The sequence below is a fragment of the Maribacter cobaltidurans genome (assembly GCF_002269385.1).
GTDB classification, from domain to species: Bacteria; Bacteroidota; Bacteroidia; order Flavobacteriales; family Flavobacteriaceae; genus Maribacter; species Maribacter cobaltidurans.
This window is the reverse complement of sequence record NZ_CP022957.1, coordinates 186997-206926: the sequence shown is the minus strand read 5'-3', so window position 1 is coordinate 206926 and position 19930 is coordinate 186997. Positions and strand designations below refer to the sequence as shown.

Annotated in this window: 6 protein-coding genes; 2 read left to right on the top strand and 4 right to left on the bottom strand. The window is 41.3% G+C overall.

The window, feature by feature from the left end; translation table 11 throughout:
• The first annotated feature begins 57 nt into the window (after positions 1 to 57).
• The gene (locus CJ263_RS00755; RefSeq protein WP_094995512.1) at positions 58 to 8652 is read left to right on the top strand and encodes a T9SS type B sorting domain-containing protein; all 8595 of its coding nucleotides are present in this window, start codon (positions 58 to 60) and stop codon (positions 8650 to 8652) included.
• 90 nt (positions 8653 to 8742) lie between these two features.
• Entirely contained in the window at positions 8743 to 9465 is a 723-nt protein-coding gene (locus CJ263_RS00750) for a carboxylesterase family protein (RefSeq protein ID WP_229702363.1), read from the top strand.
• Between the two features lie 13 nt (positions 9466 to 9478).
• Here CJ263_RS00750 and CJ263_RS00745 read toward each other — a convergent pair whose 3' ends face one another.
• The 4 genes from CJ263_RS00745 to CJ263_RS00730 all read right to left on the bottom strand — a co-directional run bounded on the left by CJ263_RS00745 (position 9479) and on the right by CJ263_RS00730 (position 19895).
• Positions 9479 to 11005 (bottom strand): FG-GAP repeat domain-containing protein, encoded by a 1527-nt coding sequence (locus CJ263_RS00745; protein WP_094995510.1) that lies wholly within the window; start codon positions 11003 to 11005, stop codon positions 9479 to 9481.
• A gap of 110 nt (positions 11006 to 11115) precedes the next feature.
• Positions 11116 to 14433, bottom strand: a complete 3318-nt coding sequence (locus CJ263_RS00740) for a VCBS repeat-containing protein (RefSeq protein WP_094995509.1) — start codon at positions 14431 to 14433, stop codon at positions 11116 to 11118.
• Between the two features lie 224 nt (positions 14434 to 14657).
• Positions 14658 to 16406 carry a RagB/SusD family nutrient uptake outer membrane protein gene (locus CJ263_RS00735; protein ID WP_229702364.1) on the bottom strand — a complete coding sequence of 583 codons (1749 nt, stop codon included), beginning with the start codon at positions 16404 to 16406 and terminating at the stop codon, positions 14658 to 14660.
• 75 nt (positions 16407 to 16481) lie between these two features.
• Positions 16482 to 19895: a SusC/RagA family TonB-linked outer membrane protein gene (locus CJ263_RS00730; RefSeq protein WP_094995507.1), complete on the bottom strand. Its 3414-nt coding sequence runs from the start codon at positions 19893 to 19895 to the stop codon at positions 16482 to 16484.
• Positions 19896 to 19930: the final 35 nt, after the last annotated feature.

The window sequence follows — 19930 nt, the reverse complement described above, 5'->3', positions numbered from 1 at the left end:
CCAAGGAACGATATTGAATCCCAATCAATGTCCTTCTTACCAAACACTACTTAACCTATGCACCCATCACAACAGCGTAAATCGCTGTATGTACTCCTGCTGATTCTTTTTTCAGTGGTTGGCTCTACGGCACTTGCGGATTCTAGCATTACCAAGATTTTTAGTGAGGTAACCCTTGCAGTGGAAAGGGTAGTTGAAAAAACGGTTTCCAAGAAAAAGGTAAAATCTATTTCGGAATCCGAGATTTCAGTATCTAACAGTTTTAATTCCCAAGGCTCGACGGCCATGGCACCTATGTTCACGACCATCATACAAGGTGCGGACGAGGAGGTGGGTTGTAGTACCAATGGTTTTACAGTAGCCAGATTTAACCTATGTGGGAACAGCGATGATAGAATTATTAGTTTGTCAGGTGGATCATATTCCTCAGTCTCCTGGCAGATTTTGGGAGGATCATGTTCACCGGATATCAACGAGGATTGTCCCAATACAGGGTCTTGCTATACTCAAGTAGGCACTGGGCAAACCTTCAGTTTGGATGCAAGTACGGTCCCGGCAACAGTAGGTGCCGAGTATAGGGTTGTCGCGGATGGGCAAACATTTTATTTCAAGGTAAAAAAGAGCACCATTAGTCAAACCTATGTAAAGGAAGACTATATCTGTGATGTTCCAGGTAGGATTCAAATAACCAACCTTTCCAGTGCCTATGAATTCAGTATAGATAGCGGAAGCGGATTTGGACCATGGCAAGGACCCATATTCTCTAATCTGACACCAGGCACCTATATTGTAAAGGCAAGACTTAGAAATATTCCAAATACCTGTGAGTATCCCTATGAGCCCATTGAAATTGTAGAAAGATCTTTGGACCTATCCGTAAATTTTACGGATATCAACTGTGCCGGGGAAACAGGTACCATAACCGTCACACCCACACCAGGACTTGGGCCCTATAAATATACTTTATTGAACAGTATGGGTGTGGCCCAAGAGTTCACGGCTTTCATTCCGGATGAAACTTATACCTTCTCTGCCGTGGGTTCAGGAACTTATATAGCTCAAGTGGAGACCCAACAATGTACTGGGGATCCTCTAAATGGAATAAATCCGCCACGGATTGATGTGGATACGTTTGGAAATCCAATAACCATTGGTTCGGGAATCAATCCATTGGATGCATCTACAGAGGTGAATTCCAGTTTTGGTTGTGCAACTATTTCAAGTGTAGATATTACCTTAAATACCTCTGGAGGGTCTGCCCCCTATACCTTTACGGTAAATGGTGGTCCAGTACAACCTTCTTTTGGTAACCCTTCAACGGATACAGGTACCACCATATATACGGTAAATTCCCCGGGAACCTATGATTTTGTAGTTACGGATAGCAATGGATGTATTATCACAGCGTCCTCCAATGTGGAAAACCTGCTACCTCCTGATGTAACGGCATCGGGTATAGATGGAACCTGTAGCAATGGAGGGGCCAAAATTGATTTTACCATAAACGATGCTCGAGGGTATAACCTTTCTTATCGGGTAAATTCCGGTGACCCTTGGGTGACTGCACCACAGATTTCGGTGCCTACTGGAACCTATAATAATATCGAAGTTCGATATCAACAAGGTGGATTTGAGTGTACGATTACCTTACCTTCTGTAACGGTTACCACCGTTGGAAATATCAATGGGTCGGCAACCAAAATCTCAGATGTAACCTGTGATGGCAGTGGGGGAACCAATGGAGGGCAGATAGACTTTGTGGGGCCTTTTACCGGAGGTTCGGGTAGTGGCTATGAATTCAGTATAGACGGAGTGAATTTTACCGCGATTACCTCTTATACAAACTTGTCTGCCGGAACGTATACACCTATTATCAGGGATGGCGGTGGTTGCCGTTTGGAACTGACCCCAATCGATATTTTGGATGTAGATCCTCCAACGAATCTGGATTTCGCCCAAAGCAATATCAGCTGCGCAGCAGGAACATCAGATGTCACCCTGACACCAACATCCAATGCCCCAATTGTCAATTATTCCATCATTAGTCCTGTTCCCTTTAACAATGGGGGTAGCGCCACGTTTGTTGGATTAAGTACCAACACTTCCTATATATTTCAAATTACGGACGCAAATAACTGTACCTATACGGAAGGTTTTAGTCCGGCCGTGATTAGTTCCATAAGGGCGCGTGTAAAATCCGGTGGAGATTTAAGGGTCTGTAACGGTGCCACAGATGGTACGGGCACCTTTATCATCGACGGATTTGCCAACAATTATACCTATAATATTAACGGAGGTCCTGAGAGTGCCCCACAAAACGATGCCGAAGTAGACTTGCCGCTATCGGGTATTGGAACATATACCATTACCGTTACCGATGCAGATACCGGCTGTACGGATACCGCCTCTTTAGATATTGTTGATGCACCTGCATTGGACATTAGTTCAAGTAGTGTTACCCCAATGAGCTGTGCCAATGGTAACGTGGGTAGTGTACGGGCCAATTTTACCGGTGGTTGGGGTGGAAACAGATATACCTTAACGACACCCTCAGGTACCATAGGTCCAAAATCAGGAAGGACCTTTAGTAACCTTACATTGGCGGGAAAATATACCTTGACCGCGGAAGATGCTGAAGGTTGTACGGATACTTTTACTTTTAATCTTGACCCCATTGACGCTCCAACGTTAAGCTTGGAAAATGCGGCCTCGGATTTTTGTTATGTCCCAGGAACCGGAGCGACCGCAGTGGTAACGTCCACAGCGGGATCGGCGGCATTAGGAACCCATGAGTATCGAATCAATGGAGGGGCATTACAAGGTATGGGAACTTTTAATGGGTTGACACCCGGAAATTATACAATTGAGGTAGTGGATGGAAATAACTGTAGTGATTCCATCGTCATTACTATAGAACAGCAACTTAGGGTGAATACAGCGGTCGTTACCGAAATACCCTGTGGTGGCTCGCCTGGTCAGATACGTGTCGATGTTACTGGAGGATATGCTTCTGGAACCGGATTGTATGAAGTAAGTTCTGATAACGGGGCCACATTTAGCGCTCCTGTGCCCTACACCTCTAGTACATTTTTCTACGATACCGCAGTTGATGGAACATACGTATTCAGGATAACCGATAATAATATTACCAATACAGGATGTGAAGCCACATCGGCACCGTTAATATTGAATCCACCGGCAAACATTGCTGCAGCTTCAGTCATTACTAGACCGGTAAGTTGTGGAGCGCCAAATAACGGGGTTGCTACCATCATCCCGGATGCTACTAGTGGGGTGCCACCTTATGAAGTTAATTTCAATGGTACGGGCTGGAGCTCACAAACGGTATATTCTGATTTACCGGCAGGAACATATCCTTACCTGGTAAGAGATGCCAGAGGTTGTGAAACGGCACCTGCCAATGTGGTAATTGGAACAGATACTACGTTACCACCAGATGCAACGGTTACCGAAAATCCTGCTATCTGTGACGGAAGTGGAACAGTAAGCGGCGGAATAAATATTACAGGAGTAACTGACGGAACGGCAAATTTTGACTTCAGGATTGAGGACAATACTGGGACTGAAATAACTAGGCTAGAGAATCAATCCATTTTTCCAATAACGATAAACGATATAAATCTAGTACCTGGTGACTATACGGTCATAACATTAGATGCAAATGGATGTACGGATATTGACACGGTTACCATAACCTCCAATGAGGTGGTAATTACCCCGATACTGCCACCTGTACCTCCTTCTTGTGACGATAGTACTTTTACTTATGCCGTGAGTGTAAGTGGAGGTTCTGGTTCCTATGAGATAAAGTTGGCTCAGCAACCATCCTTTTACCCTTTAAACAATACCCCAGGTGTAAACGACCATACATTTAGCAATACTACGGATGGTATTCAATACGGTATCACCTATACCGTTCAGGTTAGGGATACAGGAACAGGCTGTATTTATGAACAAGAAATACCGCCTGTGGATGCACCTTCCACTTTAGAAATTACGGCATCCTCCACGCCTGGGGCATGTGACCTGAATAGAAATGGGGAGATTGCATATCAGGTAATTGGATATAATCCTGGGGATATTTTAAGAATAGAATTGTTGAACAACGACACGAATACCACAACGGTTATCGTTCCATCATTTTCGGCTCCTGCACCTCCGTATAACAATACCTACCCAGAATTACCAGGGGATTACCAAATAATTGTGGTCAACGAAACGAATACTTGTAGGGATGCGACCAGTGTTATTATTGACCAAAACCTTCCGGCTATTGATATTATATCGGATGTTCCTGCCAATTGTAATGCCTTCGGTCAGATTACGGTACAAGGACGTGGCGGTTCGGGCGGCCCCTATGAATATGCTTTTGTACCCGATGGGTCTCCAGAACCTGTATATCCAACGGACTATGTGACTACCACAACCTTTGTGGGACCTGCTGGTGATTACGATATCTACGTAAGAGACAGTGGTGGTTGTACTTCCTTTGACATTGCAACGGTAATTCAGTTAGATCCAGATCTTCCTGTACCTACCTTCACTGTGGTTAACCAATGTAACCCCAGTTCAACGTCCTTTGATATTACGGTGGCCATGCCCAATTCGGTCAACACACCACGTTTTACTTTGGCGGGAGATGAACAGATTCCAACCGATAATGGAACCAATTGGGTATATACCTTTACGGTTGCAAGTCCGGGGGATTATACGGTTGATGTAGTGGATGCTAATGGATGTACCAGTCAGGGTACTGCCACCGTTTATAACTTCCTTTCGGCGACTGGAACTTTTTCAACGGATTCTACCTGTAACGATGCCGATGGTGAAATTACCATAGCCACTTTTGGGGGTAGTGGGGACTTTGGTTATATACTTTCCGGAACGGATTATACAGGGGCTTCTATTGGACCCATAACGCAAGAGGATAATCCTGTTTTTACGGGATTGACCCCTGGTACCTATGATGTGTTGGTGGTAGACAGAATTATGTTCGATGGAACAAATTTCTGCGAATATAACGTGGCCGGAATCAATTTGAATCAGGCTGCCCAACCAATTATAACTTCAGAATTGGCTACGGACATTACGTGTCGTGATAACAACGATGGTACTATTGAAGTGGTGGTAGGACCCGCTAATGCTTTGGTTCCATTTACATCTGAGGATACGCCAATAACCTATATTCTGAATAACCTTACGACTTCCTCGGAACATACCCGCAATAATACTGGTACTTTTTCGGATTTACCACAAGGTGATTATCAGGTACAGGTTGTGACCCAACGAGGCTGTGAAGTTTTATCTGGGGTACATACGATTACGAACCCAGCTGACTTTAGTATTAATGCATCAGCCCCTGATTTTGCCTGTGAGCCCGGTGCTAATAGGTATAGTTCAACTCTTATTACTGTAAACATAGTAGATCCAGGAACTGTTGGTTCTGGATATCAGTATAGTATAACTGGTTTTTCCAACTATCAATCGGGTAACACTTTTGAGATTGTGGACAATGGTTCTCCGCAAGACATAACGGTATATGCTATTGATGGGAATGGATGTCAGACAACTTTTGACTTACCAACGATAAACCCTCCAACGGATGTAGTTCCCACCCTGACCGTTGTGAGTCCATTGGATTGCGCTAATGATGAACGTGTACGAATCGATGTGGTGGGCACCATGGATTTTACCATTGTTACCAATTCGGTCGTACCGGTTGCCAATGTGAATGTTAGTGGAGCAAGTTTTGGGTTTGTGGATTTACCGGCAGCCGGCGATTATTTGTTCGAGATTGTAGATAATACGGGTGGATGTACCTATCCACTTCCTGTTCATACGGTCAATGAGCCGCAATTGCCAGCGGCGTTCATTACCGAAGCAAAACCAGTGAGCTGTTTCGGAACCAATGATGGTGAACTTTTTATAACTGTGACCGATTATGTAGGAACCTATAACTATACGGTCTATATGGCAGATGATACGACCAAGAGTACACCGATAGCGACGGGAAGTTTTGATACAAGCAATTTCCCGGATGTCAATGGGGAAGAGGCTAGGATAGCCGGCCTGCCAGGTGGTAATTTGATAGTGGAAGTAGTATCTACGGATGTGCCATTTTGCAGCAACGATAGTAATGTGGCCAATATTCGTACCCCTAACGGACCTTTACAGGTAACTGCCAATTCTGTGGGCAATGTGGGCTGTGGTAATGATAGTGGTGAAATTCAGGCTACCGGAACAGGTGGCTGGGATAGCGCTCCATACGAATACCGATTATTGTTCAGTACAGATGGAGGAACTACCTATACCACTGAAATAGCTGCATTTTCAAATAATAGTGATTTTACGGGCCTTGAATTTGGTTTTTATCGTGTAGAGGTACGGGATTCCGAATTATGTTCAAGTTCATTTGAAATAGAACTTGATGAAGTTCCACAAATTGATGCGGGTATCAGACAACCACAAGGTTTGGATTGCCCCAATGGGAACAATGCGGTATTGGAGGCGTATGACCCTACCACTGGAGATGCTACTACGGCAACTGCCGGTGCCACAGGAGGATTTCCTGGTGCGGGATATAACTACAGATTATTGTACTTGAACAGTAACAATAATACGGATGTAGCTTCTACAAGTGGTTTGCAAAATACACCGACCTTTATTGGTGCCAGTGGTGGATTTATAAGTGCTGGTTGGTATGCCATTGAGGTTTCCTCAAGTTTTGGATGCCTATTTGTTACCGAGCCTTATTTCGTAGATCCACCACCACCGGTATCTCCATTGCTGGTACAGACAAGGGTGCCTGGCTGTGGGGGAGATGGCGAAATGCGCTTGTCCATTCAAAATCCGGATCCATCTTTCACCTATGAATATGCACCGGTTGAAAATGGAGTGGTGGTTGGACCTTATCAGACAATGACGGGAACCTCGGTATTGGTTTCGGGTGTTCAAGGCATTACCTATCAATTTGATGTAAGAAAGACCAGTGCGGCAAGTACGTGTTTGGCAGTAAGGTCCAATGGTATTACCATGACAGATGCCACAGGTATTACTTTATTACCAAATCTTCCGGATGATATTTCATGTGCTTCGGAATTGGACGGTAGAATTGAGTCCTTTGTAAATGGTGGAGTAGGTGACGATACCTTCTACTTATACAATGGCGACCCAGTGGATGCCTTTAATCCGTCCCCTTCGGCCACTTTGTTCAGGGGACCCCAGGACAATGGAACATTCGAGGGCTTACCTGAGGGCACGGATTATTATATTGCCGTAACCAGTGGGGCCACTTGTATGGACATTGCGGGTCCTTTTGAGATAGTTAGGCCAGATCCCATTGTTTTTGATGCAACTCCTACAACGGTAAGTTGTAACGGGGAGCAGGATGGTACCATCACTGTTGAGGTGTTGTCAGGAGGAATTGGTTTGATTCAGTTTGCCATAGGTCCCAACTTTAACGAGTTTTTTACTGATCCTGCAACTCCCGGGGTATATACTTTTGAGGATTTAGCCCAGGGTACTTATGAAATATTGATTCAGGATGAAAATGGATGCTTTGAACGAGATTTTATCACTGTGGACGAACCAGAAGTCCTACAGGCCATCAATATTCAGACTACGCCTGAGCTTTGTATTGGGGCCAATGATGGTACAATGACTTTCGAGATTACAGGAGGAACCCCAATCAACGACCCCATGGTAAGTACAATGCCTTATTATGAATATAAGGTGGAAATGATCGATCCTGTTGACGAAACCGGAACAGGAACTTTTGAACCCTATGTAGCTGGACAACTGATAGAGAATTTACAAGGTGGTGCCTCTTACGCCATTCATATTAGGGACGCCAATCAATGTACTGGACTTGAGCTGTTTAACATTGGTATTGGTGTGGACCTTACTGCAGAGCCAGTAATTGTATATGGGTGTGAAGGAATTTTTCCGAATAGTACATCAACTATCGATATGCTTGGTAATGTCAACATGGACGATTTAATGTTCGCCCTAGATCCTATAGACCCTACAGATGCCATAACGTCCAATGCAGGGATGGAGAATCAGTGGGGAGATTTAGCTCCCGGTGACCATACCGTCTATATCTATCACCAGAATGGATGTACCAATTTTGTGGAGTTTACTATTGACGGGTATGACCCTCTGACCCTATCTGCCGAAAAGACCGGCCCCAATGAATTGGTGGCCATGGCGGAAGGTGGTTATGGTGGCTACGAATACTTCTTTAACGGTACCTCCTACGGAAGTGAAACAACCTTTACAACCAATAAAAGTGGTATGGTAAATATTAGGGTGGTTGATGCAAATGGTTGTATTGCAGAAGTTGATCTGCCCTTTGAATTTACGGGAATGTTGGAAATTCCAAATTTCTTTACCCCAGATGGTGACCAAATGAACGACTTATGGCAAATAAGGAATACCGAGTTTTTTGATGATTTGGAAGTGAAAATCTATGATCGCTACGGTAGGGTAGTGGCCGTTTTGGATAAGGTAACAGGATGGGATGGAACTTATGAGGGCAAGGAAGTTCCTTCGGGCGACTACTGGTATGTGGTCAACGCCCTGGGAGAACGCAAATCCCGATACGTTGGACATTTCACTTTATACAGATAAATTTCATAAGGGAAGCTGGATTAGCTTCCCTTTTTCTTTCACTCGTTTTTTAAGCCAAAATATGTATCTTCAAAGGATAATACGATTGATTTGCTTAAAAACAACGCCTTTCTATTTCTTATCCTTTTAGTAAATAGTTGTGCCTCACAACCTAGTTATACGTTGGTGGACGAGGAGCTGGAAACATCGGTCACGGAAACCTTAAAGTATTATCTTTATTATCCACCAGATTACCAGCTGAATTCTGAAAAGGAGTTCCCCATTTTATTGTTCTTACATGGTGGAGGCGAAGTAGAAGGGGGTTTAGACGCTGACGAAAGAATTCCGCCTCCTAGCCTTATTTTACGGGGAAAAGAATTTCCGTTTCTGATTTTGGCCCCCCAAAATTCATTTGCCAAAAGTTGGTGGAATACTAGGGCGGTCAAGCAATTATTGGATTCCGTTGTTTCCAACAACAGAGTGGACAGGCATAGAATTTATTTATCAGGAATAAGTAGGGGAGGAGGTGCCGCTTGGGAAATGGCGGTTCAATATCCAGAAACTTTTGCAGCAATGGCGGTCGTTTGTGGTATGACTCCGTTGCCCTACGCATCGTGGATCAATAAGAAAATGCCCATTTGGGTATTTCATGGGGAAGACGATGCGGTAATTCCTGTAGAGGAATCGGAGTCTATGGTAAATAAATTAAAGGGGCTTGGATATGATGTTAAATTCACAAAGTATGAAAATGTAGGCCACGATGCCTGGACCAAGGCTTACGCCACTGAGGAACTTTATGATTGGTTCGTCCTTCAAAGCTTAGACAGTCAGTAATTTTTAATTTTGACTATTTCAATTTATTCTCTAAAATCAACAAATCAACATCTGAGTTTCTCCACGCTTCATTTAAAAGTTTTGGAACTGGAGTAAATGAATAACTAAAGGAACTAAGAATAATATCCATATCCCCATCTTGGTCCGTATCCCCTATATCCATTAACATCCACCTACCTAAATCACTGGTGTCCATACGATAAGGTTCAAATTGAAATTGGCCTGAGTTTTTGTTTTCTAAATACACAAAGGAATATGATGGTGTTTGGTCATAATTAGGAAACGTGGATAGAATTCCAAAATCAAAATCGCCATCTTGGTCGAAGTCGTTGGAAACTACCCTTGTGGCTCCGTTCATAGGATAAAAGTACTGTTCTTCAAAGTTATTATTCCCATCATTAATATGTATTCGCAATCCATGATAGGGCTTATGGATATAACTTTTATCCGCATTATCACCATTTACAGTTACAATATCTGGATACCCGTCATTGTTATAATCTAAAATTTCAAACCAACTAGACCCATACACCGGACTAAAAGTAATGGGCGTCTCCATTCTAAATTTTAAATTCTCCTCCTGATAAAAAATGTGGATACCCTCCCTACCCTGAGATGTCAAAACTACTAGATCGTCCTTGCCATCTTTGTTCATGTCTTTGGCAATAGATTTGATACTTCCGGGCAGGTTTAATAAAACCGTATTTTGATAATTAAAATCTCCCTTATGTGTCAAAAGTGTAAGCTTACCTGTTAGGTCACCAAATTCACAGACCACAACTTCGTCATTGCCATCTTTATCGAAATCATGAACGAGAGTATGAACGGGTCTGTGTAGTTGAATATTCGATGTATTTATTTTTCTTTTGCTGGGTTCGATAACACTGATGTTACCTTGAGGAAGTTCGGAAGGGTCTAAATAACCCACGTAGGTAAAGTATTTTAAGGTGTCTCGTTTGGAATAGGAGGTAGCAACACCTTCAGTAGGCTCTGTTTTGGTAACTTGTTTTATAAGTGTTTCATAATGAATTAGTTTACGATTAAGATTACCCGTAATTATTTGTTTTTGCACAGAATCATATTCTAAAAACGTAATGAGTGAACCTTTTATGCTATCCAATATTATTGGATTAGGCTTAAATTGGGAAACCTTTTTCCTAGGTGTTATTACACTACCAGTATTTAAGGAATCCTTGGCCATATTGAGAATGTAATCCTTTAATAAATTCCAATCACTAATATTCATTAAGGGTTTTTCTGGATAAATACCAGATTGCTTTATGGCAAATTCTTCCATTCTGGAAACCTTTTCATATGGATCATAAGTTGAGTCGTAGATTCCCATCCGTGCACCCATGTCGGGTAATACTCCCTCTTCCCATATATGTTTGGGTAAATTTTCTATGGTCGGGAGTACATGACAACTTGCACAATAGGAGTTATAAAGTGCAATGGTCTTTTTTTCTTTTGACTCACAAGAAAATAGGGCTATTACTGATATAATGTAAATGAAGTTTTTCAGGTGAATCGACTTTCTCATAGCATTGTAAGATAGGATTTAATGAAATAGTTCAAGTTAAACTACCTGAAATTGTATCGGTATATTTAAAAAAAGATTTTATAGTTGGGAATTAGTCTTAGGTAATCGGTTTATTCGTTTTTCAAAAAAACCTTAAGGGGCCCCCTATTTTGTGAGACGATAATGTAAGGGTTCTCTCCATTGGTATTTTTTACAATGGTAATATCCTTCGTATCACCTTGAGTAATAAAGCCACTTTTTTGGATATCTACAACGGTAAAATTACCTTTCCCATCTCCTTCCAATAAAACCCCGTTCGATGCATCGTACTTTCCAATAAAAACTTCATTGCCATAATCATTTCCTACTAGCAATACGTCATCATTTCCATCATTGTTATAATCGGTTACAGCAATACTTTTGATGGGGGCCATTTGGGCTTCCCACGGTAATTCTTTGAACTTGAATGTACCATTACCCAAATTTTCCAAGAAAATACTTCTATCATAATTTCCTGTCAAAGTAAGGGCCCCTTCCAATTCATTTTCAGTAAACAAGGTATTAATATCTGCATTGGCAAAGCTTTTGTATGTATTGTATTTTGATCGGAACAAAGGACTTTGCCCATTTAAATCACCCCAGAACTTTATAGGAAAAGCCCTGTATTCTGGGCTGTCAAAACTATATTTGAGGTAAGTAAACATGACGGGGTCTACGGTACCGTTATTGTCGAAATCCTTTGATACCAATTTGGTTGGCCGTTCAGGAGATGGCTGATAAAAATTGTTCGCTCCTAAATTACCCACGATAAAATCCAAATCCCCATCATTGTCAAAATCGTGGGCCAATATGCTTTCCCAAAACCCTAAAATATTATCGATTCCAGTTTCTTCCAACTTTGTTAGGGCTGCCCCATTATTCTTGAAAACGGTAATGGGCATAAATTCCCCAACCACAACCAGGTCATCCAGGCCGTCCCCATCGATATCTGCCCAAGTAGCATCGGTCACCATGCCAATTTCTCTCAATTTCGGTGCCATTGAATCCGTTACATCCACTAAGGTTCCATTTTCGTTTTTAAGGAGAAAGCTTTTTTCCGCAATAGGATATTTTGCGAAAGGCGTTCTACCGCCCACAAATAGGTCAACGTATCCATCACCATCAAAATCCTTGGCGATTACTACAGAACCACTCTTCCTGATTTCGGGTAATTTGTCTGGTACCAATGTAAAATTACCGTTGCCATCGTTGATTAACAATCTATCCAAATAGTAGCTATCGTCTGGTGTGAATTCATTGCTTCCGGATACAAAATAAATATCCAAGTCGCCGTCGTTTTCAAGGTCAAAAAGTGCAATACCTTCTTCCTCATACTTTTTGTCCTCTTCTTCAGAGAAGAGTTCCCTTTGTATGAATTTCCCATTGGTATCTTGAAAGAACAAAACAGGAGAATATCTGGCCGAACTACCAATGATAAAATCTTCCGTACCATCACCATTCATATCGCCCGAAGCCAAACATGGTCCATTTTGTGTAAGTTTATGTGGTAATATCCTTTGAATGTTGAAATCTACAACATCCAGTTCCTTATGCTCATAATCAATTCCATATTTTTTGGATACCTCTGCATATACCTTTTCTTCCATTTTTGGTTTGAACGGAAATTCAAGCATGTCCATGTCAATTGGGGAGGCGTCACTTTGATTTAAAACCAAAGTTTGATTTGGCATGACACTTTCTAATTTTCGATAATCACCATTGGGCCATAATACTTCGACCGATTTGATTTCGGTTTTCTCACCAAGTCCAAAGTGAACAATACCATCTAGGGAAGACATGTACCCCCGATAAAGATAGTTTTCGTGGTATTGAAAAGTATCGTCTGCAAACCTAACCACCACTTTTGCTCCTATGCCGTAGGTGTTTGAATTCTTGAGATTTAGTCTCAAATAGGCATTGTTTGTTTTTAAATTATTTCTAAAGACAAACGCCGGATCGTCTATATTATTTACTACATAGTCCAAATCACCGTCATTATCCAAATCTGCAAATGCCGCTCCATTTGAAAATGAAGGAATGTTTAGGCCCCAATCCTCTCCTTTATCTTCGAACTTGCCGGTACCGTTATTCACATAAACATAATTTGGAATCTTAATTGTAGGTATGGAATCCAATATTTTGCCTGGACCTAGATATCTACTTACATTGAAATTGAAATCGCCAAAATCTAAATCGGTTATATCCCGCGGAAAGCCATTGGTAATTAACAAGTCCTTATGACCATCATTGTTCATGTCCGCAAATAACGGGGACCAACTCCAGTCTGTTTTTGAAACTCCGGACATTAAGCCAACCTCACTAAAAGGTACACCGTTTCCATTACCTTTTTGTAACATATTCCTTGAGTACTGATATTCATAATTATATCTGTCGTTCAGAACATAATTAGTATAATTATTACTGGCAATGGTTGTTTTCAATCTTTGGTTGGTTTCTCCCAACATATCCAAGGTAATAATATCCAAATAACCATCATTGTTATAATCGGAAATATCATTTCCCATGGAAAATTTGCTTTGGTGCTTTACAAAATCAGATATTTTATTGGTAAAAGTACCATCTTGATTATTAATATATAAGAGATCATTGGTAAGGTAATCGTTACTTACATATATGTCTGGCCAATTATCATAATTTACATCTGCAATGGCGAGCCCAAGCCCATAACCTTCAATGGTAATCCCGGCTTGCTGAGAAACGTCTGTAAAGGTACCATCCCCATTATTATGGTAGAGTTTGTCATTGCTTAGGGCGGACCCGTCCGTTATTTTGTCCCTATAATTGGAAGGAAGGACATGAATATCTACATTGTTTAATACATATAAATCTAATAAGCCATCCTTATCATAATCAAAAAAGGTAGCCCCCATGCTGTTATTACTATCTGCGATACCATATTCTTGTGCCATTTCTTTGAAAGTAGGAATACCATCTTCATTTGGACCTTGGTTGACATATAACATATTTGCTTTTTCAACGTCAGATTCCAACATAGCGGCACATACATAGATATCAAGGAAATTGTCCATATTGATATCTACCAGTGCAATTCCAGTACTCCATTTATCGCTTCCTTCAATATTGGCCTCTTTGGAAATATCCTTGAATTTAAAGTTCCCCTCATTTAGGTAAAGCTTATTTGAAACTTGGTTCCCCGAGAAAAATATATCCGGTTTATCATCATTGTTAAAATCGCCAATGGCGACACCCCCACCATTAAAAATATACTCACTGGTTAAAATATTGAAGCTATCCGTTTCAACAATTCTATTGTTGAAATCGATACCAGAACTTTCATAGGGTATTAGAGTGAAGAGTTTTTCTTTCTCCTTTTGACATGAAATGGAGATAAGACCAATTAGTAATATTAGATAAATAGATTTTCTCATGGGGTAAGCGATATGATTTTTAAGATACCAACTATTAAAGAAAGATATATATAATGGTTAAAAAAGTGGTTGTTTCTTAAGTGGCAAATTTAACCAAATGGTAGTGTTTAAAAAATACAAGGTCCTAAAAGGCTAGTGCTTTAAACTTTTATTAATCATTTTTAATTTTTGGATAATAAAAAAAGGGCGTGTAAAACACGCCCTTTTCTAAAAATATAGATTGTTTAGTTATAACCATTATTTTGGGTTAAAACATCTGAACCCTGAATATCAATTTGAGATTGAGGTATTGGATAATACTCATTCTTATTAGGGGTAAACCTTGCTCCACCAAATTTGGTCACCAAATATTGAGATTCGTAATCCAAATAGGCATTTAATTCCTCTGCGGCTACACCCCAACGAACTAGGTCAAAGAAGCGGTGACCTTCACCGGATAGCTCCAATTTACGCTCAAAACGAACCGCCCTTCTCGCAAAATCTTGATTTGGGAAGGATGTGTATTCAGATATCACATAATTGGCTGCATTTTCACCGGAATCGTACTCTTTAACCCAATGTTCAGAATTAGCCGCTCTTGCCCTTACTCTATTTACATAATCCAATGCCTTGTCCAAGGAGCCTGCCTCTACTTCTGCTTCGGCCGCCATTAATAGTACGTCCGCAAAACGGATAATCGTATAGTTCATGGTAGCATAGCCTCTCGTCCAAGAGCTACCATCCGTAAAGCTGTTTTCCTGGCTTCTGTAATAGATGTATTTTTTTGGAGAATATGGTCCAGCATAAGCAAAGCTACGTATCCAGGCAGAACCAGGATGCTCGATCCAATCCAAGTAAGGAATTCCTTTTCTGCCAATGGAGTGGTCGATTCGTGGATCCAACGGATTTGGGTCTTCTACAAAAGTGGATTCATCGTTACCATTTGTAAAGACATGTCTGTAAATATTATCCACTTCGTTAGCTGGATCGTTATAAGAACCATCCAATAATGGTAAACCGTCAGCACCCGTTCTAAAGGAATTGGCCAATGCCATACTAGGCTGGAAGAAGCCACAACAGTTACCTGGTCCATCAGGTCCTGTATTGTAGGGATAGTTCAAATCGTCAAAGGCATTCGCATTTTGTACATTACCCGTTTCATTTGCAGATTCTACATCCATAACGGCCTCTGCATGGTTGTCATTTTCTGCATTGTAAATTTGTGCATAGTCATCCAATAATGCATATTTTAAGCCATTGGAAGTCACACCATTTTCAATAACGTCGTCAAACCAGGTAATCGCCTCGCCAAATTTTTGTTGAAACAATTTTGCTTTACCCATATAGGCGCCAGCAGCCCACTTATTAACCCTTCCCGGCCCGTTTTCAGCAGGAAGGTTGTCAAAAGCGAATTGGAAATCAGCTTCGATAAACCCCCAAACATCTGGCGTATTAGGAATACTAGGAATATCAGCAGCCAAAACGGTTTCATCAAAAACAGGGATACTGTTAAAGTGCTTTTTCAAATCAAAGTAGAAATGACCTCTTAATAACCTTGCTTCACCAGCAATTCGGGCAGCATCTGCGGCGGTCAATTCAGTTGAATTGGCAACAGCTGCTAGCACTTTATTTGCTCGGCTAACACCTTCATAGCGACCTCTCCATAGTTGACGTAAATCATCACTTGTCGGATCCGTTTCGTAACGTTGAATGGGGTTTAGTGTCGCATAATCACCCGAATCGGTTCCTTTGTTGGCGTCTCCGCCCATAATGGAACCGGTGGCCCAATGATTCGGTCCTTCAAATCGATTTCCAAATACCCCATTTAACGCGGCATAGGTACCAATTAGAAGTCCTTCAATTCCATTTTTGGTCCCTACTTGGGCTTCGGATAGTGATCCAGTCGGAGCTACATCCAAGAATTCATCACTACAGGAAACACCTACCATAAGTAAGGAAAGGGCTCCAAGTGTGACCTTTTTTAAATTGTTCATAGATTTCATAGTTAATTTTTATCTAAAATTAAAAAAAAATTCATAATAATCTTTAATAAGTTAATTTCAATGTTGTTATAATCCAATGTTAACATTGAATAGATAGCTAGGTGTAACAGGATAGTTACCTACATCAACACCCAATCTAGTATCAGCTTCACCGGCAACACCTGGGTCAAGTCCACTATATTTTGTTATTGTCCAAATGTTGTTGGCAGAAAAGCCAACATTTAATTTAGCTATTCCTAAATTATCCGCAATTTCCCTAAAATCGTAATTAACGGCCAATCTCTGAAGCCTTAGGTAATCTCCACTTTCCACATACCATGAATTCGAAGCACCACTTGTACTGATGTTGGTAGCACTTTCCCATATGGGCGCTGCGGCATTGTTTCCTAATTCCGGGGTCCAAGAATTGAAAGCCGCTACTCCTTTTGCAGAGCCCTCAAAGGTACCGAAGAAATCCCTAAACCATTTTCCGGCATTAAACAACTCAACTCCTGTTGTCCAGTTCCAGAAAGTCTCGAAGGATAGGTTTTTATATTTCAAATTCAAAACAGCTCCACCACTATATTCTGGAATCGGATCTCCAAGATACGTCCTGTCGTCGGGTGTTATTCTTCCATCACCATTGATGTCTGCATATTTGAAACGGCCCAAACCTTGTCCATCCTGTGCAGGAAGCACATCTCCCTCATCGTTTGTATAGGTATTAGCATCTACTTCTGCTTGGGAGTTAAAGTACCCAACTACTTGATACCCAAAGAAGGAGGACAATGGTTTACCTACGAAATTCCTAGTAGGTTGTAAGCCCCTAAAGTTACCTCCAAAATTACCATTAAGACCACCATCTACGAAATCAAGTCCCAATTCCTCGTCAAAGGATACAATTTCATTCTTCAAGAATGAGTTGTTCAAAGTTATGTCGAAACTTAGGTCTTCAGTAATATTGTCTCTCCAAATAATTTGGAAATCAACCCCACGATTGCTCATTTCACCAATATTAACCAAGGGAGCTGTTGCGTAGTTACCTGTTACCGCCGGTAAAGGTCTTGGGAACAATAGATCTTTGGTGTCTTTCTTCCACCAATCAAAAACCAACTGAACTTTGTTACCAAAGAAAGCTGCATCGAAACCAACGTTCGTGGTAACACTGGTCTCCCATTTAGCATCCGGGTTGCCAATTGTTGTTGCAGCAAATCCCTGATCCGCGCCACTGTTCTGACCACCTATAGGATAAAAGGTATTGTCAATGGCGGCACCAAATAAAGAGAATTGGTTGGTAGGGCTAACGTTGTTGGAATTACCCATTTCACCCCACCCTACTCGGAACTTAAGATCAGAGAAAAAAGTTTGGTTCTGCATAAAGGCTTCATCAATTGTCCTCCAAGCCGCTGAAACTGCTGGAAATACCCCAAATCGATTACTTGCTCCAAAAACGGAAGAACCGTCCCTACGGATAACACCAGTCAAATAATATCTTTCATCAAAATTGTAATCCAGTTTTCCAAACACTGATGAGAAATTAACTCCTGAAAATATAAAACTTTGAGGAACTTCGTTTCCTATTGCCTGTGGAGTTACGAAATCCAAATCCGTGGAGATGGGGTTACCACTGGTTGCTCTTACTTGGACTTCTCTTCCTTGTGCCCTTGTTACTGGGCTGGCAGCACCATTGATGGCTTCATATCCCCCAAACAAATTAATTTTATGTTTTCCAAAAAGTTTTTCATAACTTACTGTGTTGGTGAATGTCCATTGGAAACCATAGCGAGAATTTTCTTGAAATGCAAAACTCGCCTGAGGCTCTGAATCACCTAAATAAATATAATCATAATTAAGGGAATTAAACTGCGAATACTGACCACCTAAACTTGTACGAAATGTTAAACCTTTAAGGGGCTGTATTTCCGCAAAAACATTTCCGAATAGACTCATATCAAAAGCCACATCGTTACCTCGATCTTGTTTTAGTCTACGGACAGGGTTTCTGGGGTTGTTGAAACCACCAGCTCTTGTACTGGCATAGCTACCAAACTCATCAAAAACTGGAATGACGGTTGGCATACGGTACGCAGATAAAATCTCAGATTCGTCATCTGCGATACCTAGACCACCAGTTGCGCCAGTTTGTCCTCGTACAGAATTATATGTTACCTGTAAGTTCTCTCCAATTTTTAACCATGGGGTCAAATCCCAGTCAGAATTGAACCTAGCAGTATATCTTTGTTGGTCGTTCTCCAAAAGGATACCTTGTAAAGACTGTAAACCTAATCCTAAGTAATAACTACCTTTTTCATTGCCTCCACGCATATTCAAGCTTGCTCTTGTCTGTGGCGCAATTCTAGTAATTTCCTTATACCAATTGGTTCCCTGCAAATTAGGTCTTATCAAAAATGTACCTCCTGGATTGGCTTCATAAGAGGCTCTTATTTGCGCTAAATCAACTGATCCCCTAATTCCATTTAGACTTACGGGGTCTCCATTTGCGTCTGTATAGGAAGCATGTAAATAATCGGGAAAACTAGGAGTTGGATTTGTTCCATATTGTGGATGGGTGTACTGTGGAGCCGTACCATTTGCCCTAGCGTTGTTCTCGTACGCCAAGTGAGTGTATTCCGCCATTTGCTGCGGATTCAACATCTTAGGAGATCCATTTACATTTGGATCAGTCACCCCGCTTTGTATGTCAATGTTAATTTGGGTTCTACCTTGTCTGTTACCCGATTTAGTTGTATAAACGATTACACCGTTGGCAGCCCTTGAACCATAGATAGAGGCAGCTGCTGCATCTTTAAGAACAGTTGTAGTCTGAATATCATCTGGATTCAGGAATCCAATATCCAATACCGGAACCCCGTCCACAACATATAGCGGTTGGTTACCACCAAAAGCACCAAATCCACGTACCCTCACAACAGACTGTGTACCTGGTTGACCATTCGTGATAACATTTACACCGGCAACCCTACCGGCCAATTGCTGTTCTACGTTACCGGATGGTATTGCAGCTAATTCCTCTGCTTTAACTATGGAAACCGCTGCAGTCGTTTCCCTTTTGGTCAATACTTGATATCCCGTTACTACCACTTCATCCAAAGCAGCAGCATCTTCCGCAAGGGTTACGTCGATAGTAGAGCGACCATTAACTGCAACTTCTTGACTTTGAAAACCAATGTAACTAAAAACCAGAGTTGCTCCGGATTCTACATTTAATGTAAAATTACCGTCGAAATCAGTTTGGGTACCATTGGTAGTACCTTTTTCAATCACGTTTGCTCCAGGTAGCGGCGTACCTGATTCATCCGTTACGGTTCCCGTAACTGTGGACTGTAAAGTTTCATCCAACACAAATTTAATGTTGGTAGTTGTTGCATTTGCAGAAGTCAGTTGAACTCCTAAACAAATGACCATTGATAAAATCCCGGACTTAAAAAAAGAAAATCTTTTCTTGGACTTCATCAATTTGAAATCATGTTTTTGATTCATAATCCTTGTTGTTTGTTAGTTTAAATTAATCTTTC